The sequence below is a fragment of the Coraliomargarita sinensis genome (assembly GCF_003185655.1).
Taxonomy (GTDB): Bacteria; Verrucomicrobiota; Verrucomicrobiia; order Opitutales; family Coraliomargaritaceae; genus Coraliomargarita_B; species Coraliomargarita_B sinensis.
On record NZ_QHJQ01000008.1, the window covers coordinates 78,373 to 92,737 of the forward strand.

General features: G+C 54.5%; 9 protein-coding genes and 1 riboswitch. Of the genes, 6 read left to right on the plus strand and 3 right to left on the minus strand.

Annotated features, from left to right (window positions below; all coding sequences use genetic code 11):
- The first annotated feature begins 145 nt into the window (after positions 1-145).
- From nifJ to DDZ13_RS11260, 6 genes are all read left to right on the plus strand, one after another.
- The gene (gene nifJ, locus DDZ13_RS11235) at positions 146-3,712 is read left to right on the plus strand and encodes a pyruvate:ferredoxin (flavodoxin) oxidoreductase (RefSeq protein WP_233246147.1); all 3,567 of its coding nucleotides are present in this window, start codon (positions 146-148) and stop codon (positions 3,710-3,712) included.
- A gap of 22 nt (positions 3,713-3,734) precedes the next feature.
- Positions 3,735-4,748 carry a dihydroorotate dehydrogenase-like protein gene (locus DDZ13_RS11240; protein ID WP_110131550.1) on the plus strand — a complete coding sequence of 338 codons (1,014 nt, stop codon included), beginning with the start codon at positions 3,735-3,737 and terminating at the stop codon, positions 4,746-4,748.
- A 330-nt stretch (positions 4,749-5,078) separates the two neighbouring features.
- Positions 5,079-5,390 (plus strand): hypothetical protein, encoded by a 312-nt coding sequence (locus DDZ13_RS11245; protein ID WP_233246150.1) that lies wholly within the window; start codon positions 5,079-5,081, stop codon positions 5,388-5,390.
- Between the two features lie 187 nt (positions 5,391-5,577).
- Positions 5,578-6,195 (plus strand): adenylyl-sulfate kinase, encoded by a 618-nt coding sequence (gene cysC / locus DDZ13_RS11250; protein WP_110131552.1) that lies wholly within the window; start codon positions 5,578-5,580, stop codon positions 6,193-6,195.
- Positions 6,196-6,219: 24 nt separating this feature from the next.
- Positions 6,220-7,134 (plus strand): sulfate adenylyltransferase subunit CysD, encoded by a 915-nt coding sequence (cysD, locus tag DDZ13_RS11255; RefSeq protein ID WP_110131553.1) that lies wholly within the window; start codon positions 6,220-6,222, stop codon positions 7,132-7,134.
- 110 nt (positions 7,135-7,244) lie between these two features.
- Entirely contained in the window at positions 7,245-8,528 is a 1,284-nt protein-coding gene (locus DDZ13_RS11260; protein ID WP_110131554.1) for a sulfate adenylyltransferase subunit 1, read from the plus strand.
- 239 nt (positions 8,529-8,767) lie between these two features.
- On the opposite strand, the gene DDZ13_RS11265 is transcribed toward DDZ13_RS11260, so the two are convergent.
- The 3 genes from DDZ13_RS11265 to DDZ13_RS11280 form a co-directional block, all read right to left on the minus strand.
- Positions 8,768-10,852, minus strand: coding sequence for a TonB-dependent receptor (locus DDZ13_RS11265; protein WP_110131555.1), 2,085 nt, complete (start codon positions 10,850-10,852; stop codon positions 8,768-8,770).
- Between the two features lie 61 nt (positions 10,853-10,913).
- Positions 10,914-11,030, minus strand: a riboswitch (TPP riboswitch).
- Positions 11,031-11,329: 299 nt separating this feature from the next.
- Positions 11,330-13,384, minus strand: coding sequence for a (E)-4-hydroxy-3-methylbut-2-enyl-diphosphate synthase (ispG, locus tag DDZ13_RS11275; RefSeq protein ID WP_110131557.1), 2,055 nt, complete (start codon positions 13,382-13,384; stop codon positions 11,330-11,332).
- 55 nt (positions 13,385-13,439) lie between these two features.
- The gene (locus DDZ13_RS11280) at positions 13,440-14,348 is read right to left on the minus strand and encodes a hypothetical protein (RefSeq protein WP_110131558.1); all 909 of its coding nucleotides are present in this window, start codon (positions 14,346-14,348) and stop codon (positions 13,440-13,442) included.
- Positions 14,349-14,365: the final 17 nt, after the last annotated feature.

The window sequence follows — 14,365 nt, forward strand, 5'->3', positions numbered from 1 at the left end:
GTGAGACTGGCAAGTGGTGAGTCATTTCTCACGGCTGCAATTCATTAATTGAGATGATTAGAGCTACTTATGTCAGCGCATGTAGTATTAGAAATGCTTGAATAATTACGTTATGAGTTTAGAAATACTTATTGAAAGTGTTAAAATGAATACAGCTAATATGAGCATGACAGACGCGAACGAAGCCGTCGCATCCGTGGCTTATCGCGCTTCCGAGGTGATCGCGATTTACCCCATTACCCCTTCTTCCGGCATGGCCGAGGTTTGTGACGAGTGGTCGGCCGGAGGAAAGAAAAATATCTGGTCGGATGTGCCGGATGTGATCCAGCTTCAATCCGAAGGAGGGGTGGCCGGGGCCCTCCATGGCGCCCTGCAGGCGGGTGCGCTCAGTACGACCTTTACAGCATCACAGGGTCTGCTCCTGATGATTCCGAACATGTATAAAATTGCCGGTGAGCTGACACCTTTTTGCATGCATGTGAGCGCGCGTGCGCTGGCCACGCATGCGCTATCCATTTTCGGCGACCATTCCGATGTCATGGCCTGTCGCCAAACCGGCTTTGCCATGTTGGCCTCGAACACGGTGCAGGAAGCACAGGATCTGGCCCTGATCTCGCATGCGGCCACGTTGAAGTCACGGGTGCCCTTTCTACACTTCTTTGATGGTTTTCGCACATCGCATGAAATCAACAAGATCGAGACGCTGGCGGATGAGGTGATCGAGGCGATGATCGACCCGGAAGCCATTGCCCGGGTCCGTGCCAATAGTCTGACTCCGGACCGGCCGACCATACGGGGTACGGCCCAAAATCCCGATGTCTTTTTCCAAGCCCGCGAAGCGGCGAACCCTTTTTACGCCTGTGTGGCCGATGTCGTGCAGGAGGAGATGGAAAAGTTCGCCGGGCTGACCGGCCGGCGGTACTCACTTTATGAATACGAGGGTCCGGAGGACGCAGAGGATTTGATCGTCATGATGGGCTCCGGTGCCGAGACTGCTGCGGAGACTGCGGCTTATTTGAATGCGGTGGGCCGGAAAACAGGCGTGCTCAAGATCCGTCTCTATCGCTCGCTCGATTTAAGGCGCTTTGTGGCGGCCCTGCCGAAATCGGTTCGCCGGATTGCGGTGCTCGACCGCTGCAAGGAGCCCGGTGCGCTGGGTGAACCGCTCTTCCTCGATGTCATGGCCAGCATCGAAGAGGCCCGACAAACCGGGCTGTTGCCGGATTCTTTTTGCCCGGTTGTGCTAGGCGGGCGCTACGGCCTCGGCTCGAAGGACTTTACCCCGGCGATGGCGAAAGCGGTTTATGAGGAATTGCATGCGCAGTCCCCCAAGCGGCGCTTTAGCGTGGGGATTGTCGATGATGTCAGCGGCCTGTCCCTGACGGTGGACGATAATTTCGATATTGAAGCGGACGATGTGATTCGTGCCGTCTTCTACGGGCTGGGCTCCGATGGTACAGTTGGGGCGAATAAGAACAGCGTGAAGATCATCGGCGAAGGCACGGATCATTACGCTCAGGGCTATTTTGTATACGATTCCAAGAAGTCCGGTGCGGTCACGATTTCGCACCTCCGCTTCGGTCCGGAGAAAATTCGGGCGCCCTACCTGATCAAGAACGCCGGCTTTGTCGGTTGTCACCAGGCGCAGTTTCTGGAGCAGTATGACGTGCTGGAGTCGGCGGCGCATGGAGGGGTCTTTCTACTCAACTCGATTTATTCGGCAGACAAGGTCTGGGACCATTTACCGGAAGAAGTGCAGGCGGAGATCATCGACAAGCAGCTGCGTTTTTATGTGATCGACGCCTATTCCGTGGCCCGTGAGGCGGGCATGGGCGGGCGCATTAACACGATTATGCAGACCTGCTTCTTTGCCATATCGGGCGTCCTGCCCAAGGACGAAGCCATCGCCAAAATCAAGCAAGCGATCGAGAAAACCTACGGGAAAAAGGGGCCGGAAATCGTGCAAAAGAATTTCGCAGCGGTGGACCGGACCCTGGCTGCGCTTGAGCAGGTTACCGTGCCGGATGCGGTCACGGCTGAGTTTAAGATGCCCCCCGTGGTTTCCTCTGAAGCGCCGGACTACGTGCAGCGTGTGACATCGGTCATGCTCCAGAACAAAGGCGACAGCCTGCCCGTGAGCGTCTTCCGTCCCGACGGCGTTTGGGATGTGGGCACAAGTAAGTGGGAGAAGCGAAATATCGCACAGGAGATTCCTATCTGGGATCCGAGTGTTTGTATCCAATGCAACAAGTGTGTGCAGGCCTGCCCGCATGCGGCGATCCGTTCGAACTTTTACAGCCCGGAGGAACTGGAGGGCGCACCGAACTGTTTCCGTTCGGTCGACTTCCGGGTGAAAGACTATCCGGACAAGAAGTTTACGATTCAAGTGGCGCCGGAAGATTGTACCGGTTGCTCGCTCTGCGTGGCGGTCTGTCCGGCCAAGAACAAGTCGAATCCAAGAGAGAAGGCGATCAACATGCGAATGCAGGCGCCGATTCTCGAGAAGGAAAAAGCGAACTACGATTTCTTCCTGAACTTATCCAAGCCCGACCGGGCAACGCTGAAGGATGACGTCAAGTTCACCCAGTTCAGGGAACCGCTTTTTGAATACTCCGGTGCCTGTGCAGGTTGCGGTGAGACACCTTACATCAAAATGCTCACCCAGATTTGCGGTGATCGCCTGCTCATGGCGAACGCTACCGGCTGCTCATCCATTTACGGAGGCAACCTGCCGACAACTCCCTACACCTGCAACGAAGAGGGCCGCGGCCCGGCCTGGGCCAACTCGCTCTTCGAGGATAATGCCGAATTCGGGCTGGGTATGCGTGTCGCTGTCGACAAGCAAGTGGCGATTGCGAGGGGCATGCTCAGTTCACTGAAGGAGGCGCTCGATCCATCGCTGCTGGAGGGCTTGCTAACCGCCGAGCAGTCTGACGAAGCGGGCATCGCCGCGCAACGGAAGCGCGTCGAGCAGCTCAAGGTCGCATTGAAAGACATTAACTCGCCCCAGTCCAGGCGCCTGCTCGATGTTGCCGACTATTTGGTCGAGAAATCCGTTTGGATCGTCGGCGGGGACGGTTGGGCCTACGACATCGGGTTCGGTGGGGTCGACCACGTGCTCGCTTCGGGGCGCAACGTCAATATCATGGTACTGGATACCGAGGTTTACTCCAACACTGGTGGGCAGGCCAGCAAATCCACCCCGATCGGTGCGATTGCCAAGTTTGCCGCTTCAGGCAAGTCGGTGGGCAAAAAGGATCTCGGACTGATCGCCATGAACTACGGAAACGTATACGTGGCACGTGTCGCGCTGGGCGCGAAGGATACCCAGACGGTCAATGCGATTTACGAGGCGATGCGTCATCCCGGACCGTCTTTGATTATCGCATACAGTCATTGCATTGCCCACGGCTATAATTTGGCCAGCGGTATGGAACAGCAAAAGCTGGCGGTGAATTCCGGTGCCTGGCCGCTTTACCGCTACGATCCGGCGAAGCATGCAAGCGGCGAAAATCCGCTCAAACTGGATTCGCGTAAACCGAAGGAGCCACTCTACGCCTACACCGATAATGAGGCCCGTTTCCGGATGCTGAAAATGAAGGATCCGGACCGAGCCAAAGAACTCGGCCAGCAGGCCCAGGCCTTCGTCGACGAGCGCTTCGAGCTTTACGAGCGCCTGGCCAAACCCTACAATAATTCCGTTGAGGATTGATTGAACCCCAGCCGTAATTGCCATGGATCTCAGCACAAAATATCTCGGGCTTCAGCTCAAACATCCGCTGATCGCGGGAGCCTCGCCACTACCGGACGATCTCGATAAAGTTCGCGGATTGGAAGACGGCGGTATCGCCGCGATCACCATGTACTCGCTTTTTGAGGAGCAGATCACCCAGAATCTGATCGGCTCGGAGGCACACATCGGTGCTTACGAAAATTCATTCTCGGAAGCGGCCTCCTATTTTCCGGAAGTCGATTTGTTGGAGCGCGGATTGGAAGCCTACCTCGAGCAACTTCGACGCGTGAAAGAAGCTGTGTCCATACCGGTAATCGGATCTCTCAACGGCACGAGGGAAGGGGAGTGGGTCTACTACGCCTCCTTTATCGAGGAAGCAGGTGCGGACGCGCTTGAGCTCAACCTATATTTCCTGGCAACCGACTTTGACGTGACGGCCGCGGAAATCGAGGACCGTTGTGTCAGTATCGTGGCTCAGGTGAAGGACCGCATCGAGATACCACTCACGGTCAAACTGTCTCCGTTTTTTACCGCGCTGCCGCATTTTGCCAAGCGCTTGTCCCATGCCGGTGCCGACGGCCTGGTACTATTCAACCGTTTCTATCAACCGGATATTGATACCGATGAACTGGATGTGCGGCCCGCACTCGACCTCTCTCATTCGCCTGAGCTACGGCTACGATTGCGCTGGTTGGCCATGCTCAGCGGGCAACTGCCAGTCGATCTATCGGTGAGTGGCGGCGTCCATACCGGGCTCGACCTTGCCAAATCAATAATGGCCGGGGCCGATAGTGTACAGATGGTTTCCGCTCTTCTCATGAATGGTCCGCAGAAAATTGGTCAGGTGCTCAAGGAATTGACCCACTGGATGGAGGACAAGGAATACAGTTCCTTGGAGGAACTGCGCGGCTGTCTCAATTATCAGCACTGTCCCGATCCCGAGGCCCTGGAAAGAGCCAATTATATGCGCGTGCTGAAGAGCTTTCGGACTATTCCTTCTCACCGGAAAGACTGAATTCAGACAGGCCGGCGAGCCTTGGGAAGTGTGGGATAACATCACCCGCACACGCACTGTTTTACAAATTTTCATTTGTGTGTCCTTGACCGCGGTCGGGTTCTTACATGTATCAAATTAGCTAATATAATACATTAGCTAACGTATATATCATGCTTAGTAATAGCTACTGTAACCCTAATAAATACGCATAAGAAAACGAAACAACGCGGCTTTACCCTGGTTGAGATCATGATCGTGGTCGTTGTAATCGGGCTCCTCGCAGCCATGGCTATTCCGGCTTTCAATAAAAGCAGAACCCGTTCGCAGGCCACACGGGTAGCGAACGACTTGAAAAAGTTAGAGCAGGCCCTTGATGTACTGCTTCTGGAGAGGTCGATGCCTGACGGAATTTATTACGATGGAACGGCTCCCGGAGGCTTTCCGGTCACAGATCTTCCCGAAGAGATACAATCAAAGCCCTTGGGCGACGGAAGTCAGGTGACTTACGATATCAGTGCAGGCTTAACCGGTGCGGGGAATCGAGGCGTCGTGATTACCTACGATGCCGGCCTGGATGATGATATGCTCAAGGAATTGGACGATATCCTCGACGATGGTAATATAAACCCAGGTAACGGCACGAAGCGTAATGCGACCTAATATGTCCTTATTATCGGTCAGAGCTGAGCGCCTGAATCGATTACTTTCTCTTTTACGGGCACCCGAAATATGCGGGTGCCTTTTTTATGGCCTCAAATCTTAACTTAGGTTCTTGACTTAAAAACCTTTCTTTAACAAAACCCCGTTTACAAACACGAATCAGCCGTTTAACTGACGGCTCTTTTTTATGCCCGCACCAGAGAACATACACACCGAATTTCACCGCATGCTGGATCGCGGCGCCAAGGAGGCGCAGCTCAAGCAACGTGGCCACGTGTTCTGGTTTTACGGACTCTCGGGTTCGGGGAAGAGCACCCTGGCCAATGCCCTGGAGCGAAAATTGGCGGAGCAGGGCTATGTCACCAAAATTTTGGACGGTGACAATATTCGCAGTCGTCTGAACGCGGATCTCGGTTTTTCCGACGAGGACCGTCAGGAGAATATCCGGCGTATCGCCGAAGTGGCCCGGCTCTTTCTCGACAGTGGGATCGTGGTCATCGCGTCTTTCATTACCCCCAAGCGGGAGCTCCGTGCCAATGCTCTGGAAATTGTAGGAACCGAAGACTTCACGCCTGTTTATATCGAGGCGTCTTTCGAAACCTGCGCCGAGCGGGACGTCAAAGGACTTTACGCCAAAGCCGCCGCCGGAGGCGTGAAGGACTTTACCGGCAAGGATTCCTCCTTCGAAGCTCCGGAAGAGGGCGCTCCTGACTGGACCATCACGACCGACGGGCAGTCCGAAGAGCAATGCCTGGAGCAGCTACTGGAAAAAGTCCTCCCCCTCATTCAACTCTCTAACTCCTAAATTCTTAATTCTAACTTCTTTAGAATGGCTACAGACTACACCATCACCCACCTCAAGCAGCTTGAGTCCGAAGCGATCTACATTCTTCGCGAGACGGCGGCACAGTTTGAGAAACCAGTCCTCCTCTTTTCCGGTGGAAAGGACTCTATCGTTATGGCCTATCTGGCCAAGAAGGCTTTCTGGCCTTCCAAGTTGCCGTTTCCTTTGATGCATGTGGATACCGGCCACAACTTTCCGGAGACCATGGAATACCGCGACCGTTTTATCGAAGATCTTGGCGCGCAACTGGTCGTGGCTTCGGTGCAAAAGGCGATCGACGAGGGTAAAGTCGTTGAAGAAACCGGCCCCTACGCCAGCCGGAACGGCCTGCAAACCGTCGCTCTGCTGGAAGGTCTCGAAGAAGGGCAATATGATGCCGCTCTCGGTGGCGGTCGCCGCGACGAGGAGAAGGCCCGCGCCAAGGAGCGTTTCTTCTCCCACCGGGATGCCTTTGGCCAATGGGACCCGAAAAAGCAGCGTCCTGAACTCTGGAATATCTTCAACGGACGGAAGCACCACGGCGAGCATTTCCGCGTCTTTCCGCTCTCCAACTGGACCGAGATGGACATCTGGCAGTACATCAAGCAGGAGAACATTGAGCTGCCGAATCTTTACTTCTCTCACGAGCGCGAGTGTTTCGTGCGTAACGGTGTGATTATGGGGGTTTGCGACTTTATCGAGATGACGCCCGAGGAAAAGAAGACCGTCGAGAAGATGACGGTTCGCTTCCGCACTATCGGCGATGCCACCTGCACCGGAGCGGCTCTGTCCACCGCCGACAACCTCGATGACATTATCGACGAAGTCGCCGCCGCCCGCCAGACCGAGCGTGGGACCCGGGCCGACGACAAGCGCTCCGAAACCGCTATGGAGGACCGCAAAAAAGAAGGGTATTTTTAATCGGAGATTAAAAATCAGTTAACCAGTTACCAGTTCACCCGTTTTCAGTTTAACAGCTTGATAGAACCGGAAACTGGAAGACCGAAAAACCGAAAAACTTTAGAAAAAATATGAGCGAAGAAAATTCATCAGCCGGTTACCTCGACATGGATCTGCTGCGGTTCACCACTGCCGGATCCGTGGACGACGGTAAAAGCACCCTTATCGGGCGACTCCTTTTTGATTCCAAGGCGATCTTTGAAGACCAAATGGAGGCCATGGAGAAGAGCTCCAAGTCCCGCGGCGACGAGAACGTCAACCTTGCCCTCCTGACGGACGGCCTTCGTTCCGAGAGGGAGCAGGGGATCACGATCGATGTGGCCTACCGCTACTTCGCCACGCCGAAGCGCAAGTTCATTATCGCGGATACCCCGGGGCATATTCAATACACCCGCAACATGGTGACGGGGGCTTCGACGGCCAACCTTGCCATCCTTCTTGTGGATGCGCGTAAGGGCGTGATTGAGCAGACCTGCCGTCACGCTTTCATCGCCAACCTTCTGCGGATTCAGCACGTTGTGGTCTGCATTAACAAAATGGATTTGGTTGACTGGTCGGAAGAGACCTACAATCAAATCGTGGAGGATTTTAAGAAGTTTGCCTCGCGTCTGGACAACATCGTCGAAGTGACGTTTATCCCGGCGTCCGCACTGCTCGGGGACAACATTGTCGATAAGTCCGAAAATATGCCCTGGTATAGCGGCCCCACGCTGCTTTATCACTTGGAAACCGTTTACATCGGGGCCGACGCCAACCACGTCGATGCCCGCATGCCGGTGCAATGGGTGATTCGCCCGCACTCCGACAAGTGGCACGACTTCCGTGGCTTTGCCGGTCGTATCGCCGGTGGGGTTTTCAAGCCCGGTGACCCGGTGCGTATTATGCCATCCGGTTTCGAGTCGAAGATCAAAGCGATTCACACCATGGACGGGGAATTGGAAGAAGCCTTCACGCCCATGTCCGTGGCCATGACCCTGGAGGATGAGATCGACATTTCCCGCGGTGACATGATCGTGAAGCCGAATAATCCGCCGGAGCCCCGTCAGGATGTCGAAGCCATGATCTGCTGGTTCTCGGCGGACAAGAAGCTGGCCGGTCGCGGTAAATTTGTCCTGCGTCACACCACCAATGAGGTCAAAGCTCTGGTGACGGAGGTGAAATACAAGGTCAACATCAACACCCTCCACAAGATCGAGGACGACCTCGTTTTCAGCCTGAATGACATCGGGCGTATTTCCCTGCGCACCTCGGCGCCGATCATCGCCGACAGTTACAAGACCAACCGGATCTCCGGCAGTTTCGTCCTGATTGACGAGCAGACCAACGAGACGGTTGCGGCGGGAATGATTATTTAATCTGTCTTTGAAAGCATTCGTTAAAAAGCCCCGCCAGCGTAAGCAGGCGGGGCTTTTATACGATTTGAAGAAATTTTGATCTCTTTGAAAACAGGTTTCGTAGCGAACTTGCGCGAGCAAGGTCGATAGTCGTTTCCGAGTATCAATCGACGGCACTCTCGTGCAATCGCTACAATTGATCGATAAAGATCAAAGCTTTTAATCCGGTACTAGTTACGATGCAAAGAGCATCGGCAAACTTACCAGCTGTAATTTGCCGTCAGCCCGAACTGGCGTGGGTTAGCCGGATTTTCGTAGCGAGTGTCATTGTAAGCCGGACCTTCGTTGCCGAAATAAAAGACGCGTTTTTCGTATTCTTCGTCGAAGAGGTTTCGGCCCCAGAGTGTGAACGTCCAGTTCTCGTAACGGTAACCGATGGAGCCGTTGAAAACCGCAAATTCACTACGGGCTCGTTGGTCGCGATTTCCCGGATTGTTTGATTCGAAAAACTCGTCGCTTCCCACGACTTCGAGGTTAGCGAAGAACCCGTTGTTCGCGACATAATCGATACGCGCGTTGTAGGTGTATGATGGCGCGCTCGATAATTCATCTCCGGTGGCATCCAGCTCGGTATCGAGCAGGCCAAGTCCGGCACTGACGGACCAGTTCTCGTTGATAAACCAAGTTCCCTCCAGTTCAGCCCCGTAATGTTCGGCATCACCGGCGTTGAAAGTTGCGTAAGTGAAATCCAGGCCTTGCCCGGTGGAACTGCGCAATTGCGCATCATTCCGATCTAAATAGAAGAGGGTGAGTTGAGAGACGATCGCTCCTTCGAGCCAATCCGCGCGAAGGCCGACTTCATAATTCCACAGGTCTTCAGTGCCATAACTTGTCGGGACGTCTGGTTCGAGGCCGGGGAAGATGTTGGCACCACCGGCTTTGTAGCCTCTGGTGAGGGATGCAAAAAGCGTCTTTGTCTCACTGAGGTCATGTTCCAGGGTAATTTTACCTCCGAACAACCAGTCGTCAAAATTGGGATCATTTGCCAATGTTGGCTCATCGAAATCTACGGCTGTATCCAATTCATAATATTCTGCGCGGAGACCGAGGGTAAGACGTGTTTGCTCGCTGAATAAATGAGTGCCTTGCCCATAAAGACTGAAAGTTTGCGTTTCGAGCTGAGTCTCAAACGGGTCAGGAAACCCTTCGAAGATGAAATTAAATGCGGTGTCTTCTTCAAATTCTTCAAAATAAACACCAGCGGTCCAACGATCAATGAAGCCCAATGCATCCTCGCGGTCCGCCGAGTCGAAGCGGATCTCTTCGCTCCAGCGCAGCCGCTCCCGCTCTGTGATTGCAAAACCAACATAAGTGTCGGGCTTATCGACAGGGTTGGCCCAGTCCCCGTCATAGCTGTTCAGGGAGTCGGTATCCGACAAGCTGGTGATGGAGGTCACTTCGACACGGTTCAGGCCGGTCCACTTGCCGCGGAGGCTGGTCGCGAAGCTTTCCTGGTCGTCACGGCCCGGTTGGTCGGAGATGGTGTCAAAGCGTTCGTTATCGAGCGTCCACTCATCGTAGCCGTTATCGACATCTGCGTAGAACAGGGTTCCGTCCCACTGCCATTCGTCATTGGGTATCCAACGCAGTTTTAAGCGAGTGTTCAGCTCGTCGCGTTCATTGGTATCGTCTCTGTCGAGGAATTGGTTGTCACGGAAGCCATCCTGATAGAGCTGGTAGGCGGAGAAGCGGAAGGTCAATTGATCCGGATCGTTTTCGAGCAGGGGCCCGCCAACGGCAATACCACCTGAAAAGAGACTGTCGGTGCCCACTGTGCCTTCGACTTGGCCGGTCCAGTATGGCGTCGGATCATTGGTCACGATTTTCACGACACCTCCTGCGGCGTTTACGCCGAATGCACCCGCCTGCGGGCCGCGCAGAACTTCCACCTGCTGTGTGTCGAAGAGATTACCTATGCTGCCCAAGCCCGTGAAATCGAGATCATCGATCAGAAAGCGTACAGAAGAATCCGGCGTTTCTCCTTCGAACTGGGAATTTTCTCCGATCCCGCGGACCTGTATGTAGCGGGGGCGTGAGGAGGTGGCGGACCAAGTAAGGTTCGGGATGGAGTTGACCAAATCACCGAAGTGCTGCGTGCCGCTCCGTTGCATCGTGTCTTCGTCGATCACGGTCACGCTTGCGGTTGTTTTTTGCAGTTCGGATTCCCATAAGTCGCCTTTGACGACGACGGGATTGAGTTTATAAACGGGCTCGTCCGTTTCCTGGGCGAATAGCCCGGTGACGAGTGCTGTAGACAGCACGAGTGTGCATGTAGTGTATTTCATATTTGGATCTCAATAACTAGGTTTGAGATCCGGCCTCAGGCGGCGAAAAGGGGAGAGCCGAGCGGCCCTCCTTTCCTTTCCCTACGCCGGTTTTAACCGGATCAGGTTCAAAGGGACCGCTTTGTGCCGAAGCAAGGAAGCATCTCAGACCTATACCAGGTCACCCCTAAGGAAGGCCGAGATGAAAACTCCCGAAACCGTGTTTTGTCAACTCTGATGTTTTAGGGAACACCTTGGACAGAGAAGACAGATAATCACTTTTTCTGGTAATAAAAATCCACGAAACAGAGTTTCGAGGCCACGAGGCTTCGCTTGTAAAGGCGGAGGGGGTGAGATGCGGCATAGGCGTTTCCACCGGAAAAATCCGGGAATTGGTATTCTTGAAACCGCCCGATCCATCGATCCGAAGCGGAAGCGCTTCGGCGACTCAAAAAGGTCCGGGCGCGAAGGCTTTCGGCTAAGGAAAAACGCACCGGACTATTCCGGCTCAATCCACTTGCCGTGTTCCTTGATCAGATCGATCAGGCGGTCGAGGGCCTCGGCGGCGGGCACGTTGTATTTCACGCACTCCTTGCCCACGTAGAGATTGATTTTTCCGGGCGCGCCGCCGACATAGCCGAAGTCGGCGTCGGCCATTTCACCGGGTCCGTTGACGATGCAACCCATGATGGCGATCGTGACCCCTTTGAGATGGTTGGTACGGGAGCGGATGCGTTGGGTGACCTCCTGCAGGTCAAAAAGCGTGCGGCCACAGCTTGGGCAGGCCACAAATTCTGTTTTGGAGATTCGTGAGCGAGCGCCTTGCAGGATGTTGTAAGCCAGGGTGGTGGACTTTTCCAGAAGTGGCTCGGCTTCGATACTGACGGCCTCGCCGATTCCATCGCAGAGAAGAGCCCCGCTGAGGACGCTGCTCTCCAGTAGCCGGTCCGAGAAGTAATCCTTGGGCGCGAGTGTGTTGCCGGGGCTATTGCGTATCCAGATCGGCGTATCGGGGAGGAAGTCTTTCGCGGCTTCGACCAGTGCCCGATAGTTGCCGAGTGGATGATAGATATCCGGAACTCCGCTACATGCCAGGATTAGATTACTGGTACCCATCTCCTTAAGTTGGGCACCGACTTCGTCACGCAGTGCCTCCGGACTGCAATCAATGGCGAGGTTGAAGCCTTGACTGCGGCAGAACTGCAAAAGGCTGGCTGCGTAGAAGGCATCTTCCTTTTTGACCTCCTGAAGCAAAGTGATGCCCGACAGGCCGTCCGGCCATTCCCGGGTTTCCAATATGGAAAGATCGACATCCACCAACTCCAGAACGAAGCATTTCACCACACTGTGTAGCGCCTCGTGAAGTTTTGTGAAGGCCTCCAGGTCGCTGCTGTTCTTGATCTCAATCTGCAGCCCTTCAATCTTGGCGTCCTTGAATTTGGTTTGGGTGGTGCAGACTTCTGAAATGATTTTTTCGAATTCGGAAACGGGCGGTGTGGCTTTGACGATGACGGCAGGTACGCATTCGCCGCCAATATTACAATCCGGGCCAAGTTCGATGATGCGGGTCGGTCGCTTTTGAAAATCGAATGGATCGATACTGTCCGATCTCGTCTCACCGAGGGGCAGGTCTTCCTGTTTGCTCCAGAGCGCCATGGCTTTTTCCGCGAGGTCTTTTGCGACCGGGATCTCATGCACCGGATCTTCGGTCAGTGAGACGCGGATGGTATCGCCAAGACCGTCATAAAGCAGGGTGCCGATCCCGATCGCGCTCTTGACCCGGGCATCTTCACCGTCGCCCGCTTCGGTCACACCAAGGTGAAGCGGATAATTCATCCCCTCCTGATTCATACGGGCCACAGCGAGACGGTAAGCTTCGACCATCACCTTCGGATTGCTCGCCTTCATCGACAGGCAGATGTCACGGTAGCCGTGACTTTCGGCGATGCGGATGAACTCCATGGCGCTTTCCACCATGCCGAGGGGAGAGTCCCCGTAGCGGTTCATGATGCGGTCGGAAAGTGAGCCGTGGTTGGTGCCGATTCGCATGGCACGTCCGAGTTCCTTGCAGCGTAGTACGATGGGGGAAAAAGCTTCGTGCAGGCGATCCAGTTCGGCCTCGTAGTCGGCGTCGCTGTACTCCTTGACGGCAAACTTCTTCTTGTCGGCATAGTTGCCCGGGTTGATCCGGACTTTTTCGACATGCTTGGCGGCCTCCATGGCGGCAGCCGGGAGAAAGTGAATGTCCGCGACCAGCGGAACCTCGCACTTGGCGGCGCGGACTTGCTTGGAAATCTCCCCGAGGGCTTCGGCCGCCTTTTTATTGGGTGCGGTGATGCGAACGACTTCGCAGCCCACTTCCGCCAGGGCCAGGGTCTGGGTTACGGTCGCCTCGACATCCTGGGTGTTGGTCGTGGTCATCGACTGCACACGTATCGGATTGGCCCCGCCGATCCCGACGTGGCCTACCATGACTTCCCGGGACCTGCGACGCTTGGCGATGAAGCGTGAATCGCAGTAACTGAGATTCCTAAGATCGGTCTCCAGTGGCATGATGGATGATCATATTCAAGCTGCCCGCAATGGCAACCCGGTTGAGAAACATAGCCTAAAATCTGGGGATGAAGATGCCTTTGGATCCCATCAGCTGGCCGGTGTCGGGATCGCGGACCTCGCAACTGGCATAGTTGTCCTCTCCACCCAGTTCTGCTTGAATACGGAGATAGGCCCGGGCAACGCTCAGAGCTTCCAGGGAATAGTTTGCCTCGTTATCACCTCGTGAGCGGGAGTGCCAGCGAAGGACAAGATGGTCCTCATTAATTTCAACAAGCGGGGTTTGGTAATTTTTCAGGCACCAGATGCGCAGCTCGGTGATCAATTTATCTTCGAAATCATCCGCTAGACGGTTGGTTTCCTTTTCCGGCACGGTAATCTCGTAGAGATCACCGTGTGTTTGTTCAAACCAAGTCGCAAAATTCGTTTCGGAAACGTGGACTTCCATTTCATTGCCACCTGTGCGACCGAAAACATAGCCATTTTCAGAAAGGTTGATCACGGATAGTGGCTGTCCGGATTGAAAAGTCACTTCCCCATAGGAAGTGCCTTGATACAAGAGGGTGACTTCCTGATCGACCATGATGTTGAGCGTTTTCGGCCACAAATCAGAACGTTTTCTGAAGGCGGGCCATTGGATGGCCTCAGGCTCCGGTTCAGGAGCTGCTTCGACGACGGCCGAATCTTCCACCGGTTCCGGTCCCGGCTCCAACTCGGCGGGTTCATCATCAATTTGATCGGTCGCAAGAGGTTTATTGTCAGCCGCTTCCTCAGCTGGCTTATCCACAAGTTGAATGCCCAGCAGGTTGCGGATTTTCCAAGCCACTTCGGATTCGTCGTTGGTACGAGCCCACCAGAAGACGGCAAAAATCAGAGAACCAAATACAATGAATAAGGTGGTGGTCTTCCAGGCAGCCTTAGCTTCGGCCTGTTTTTTTTGATCCTTTTTCTCGTTCGTTGCCATAATCTTTGAAGTGTTAA

Excerpts from the sequence above, each read along its gene's own strand:
- DDZ13_RS11240 (WP_110131550.1), top strand. The coding sequence starts at position 3,735 with ATGGATCTCAGCACAAAATATCTCGGGCTTCAGCTCAAACATCCGCTG.
- nifJ (WP_233246147.1), top strand. The coding sequence starts at position 146 with ATGAATACAGCTAATATGAGCATGACAGACGCGAACGAAGCCGTCGCA.
- ispG (WP_110131557.1), bottom strand. The coding sequence starts at position 13,384 with ATGCCACTGGAGACCGATCTTAGGAATCTCAGTTACTGCGATTCACGC.
- cysD (WP_110131553.1), top strand. The coding sequence starts at position 6,220 with ATGGCTACAGACTACACCATCACCCACCTCAAGCAGCTTGAGTCCGAA.
- DDZ13_RS11260 (WP_110131554.1), top strand. The coding sequence starts at position 7,245 with ATGAGCGAAGAAAATTCATCAGCCGGTTACCTCGACATGGATCTGCTG.
- cysC (WP_110131552.1), top strand. The coding sequence starts at position 5,578 with ATGCCCGCACCAGAGAACATACACACCGAATTTCACCGCATGCTGGAT.
- DDZ13_RS11280 (WP_110131558.1), bottom strand. The coding sequence starts at position 14,348 with ATGGCAACGAACGAGAAAAAGGATCAAAAAAAACAGGCCGAAGCTAAG.
- DDZ13_RS11265 (WP_110131555.1), bottom strand. The coding sequence starts at position 10,852 with ATGAAATACACTACATGCACACTCGTGCTGTCTACAGCACTCGTCACC.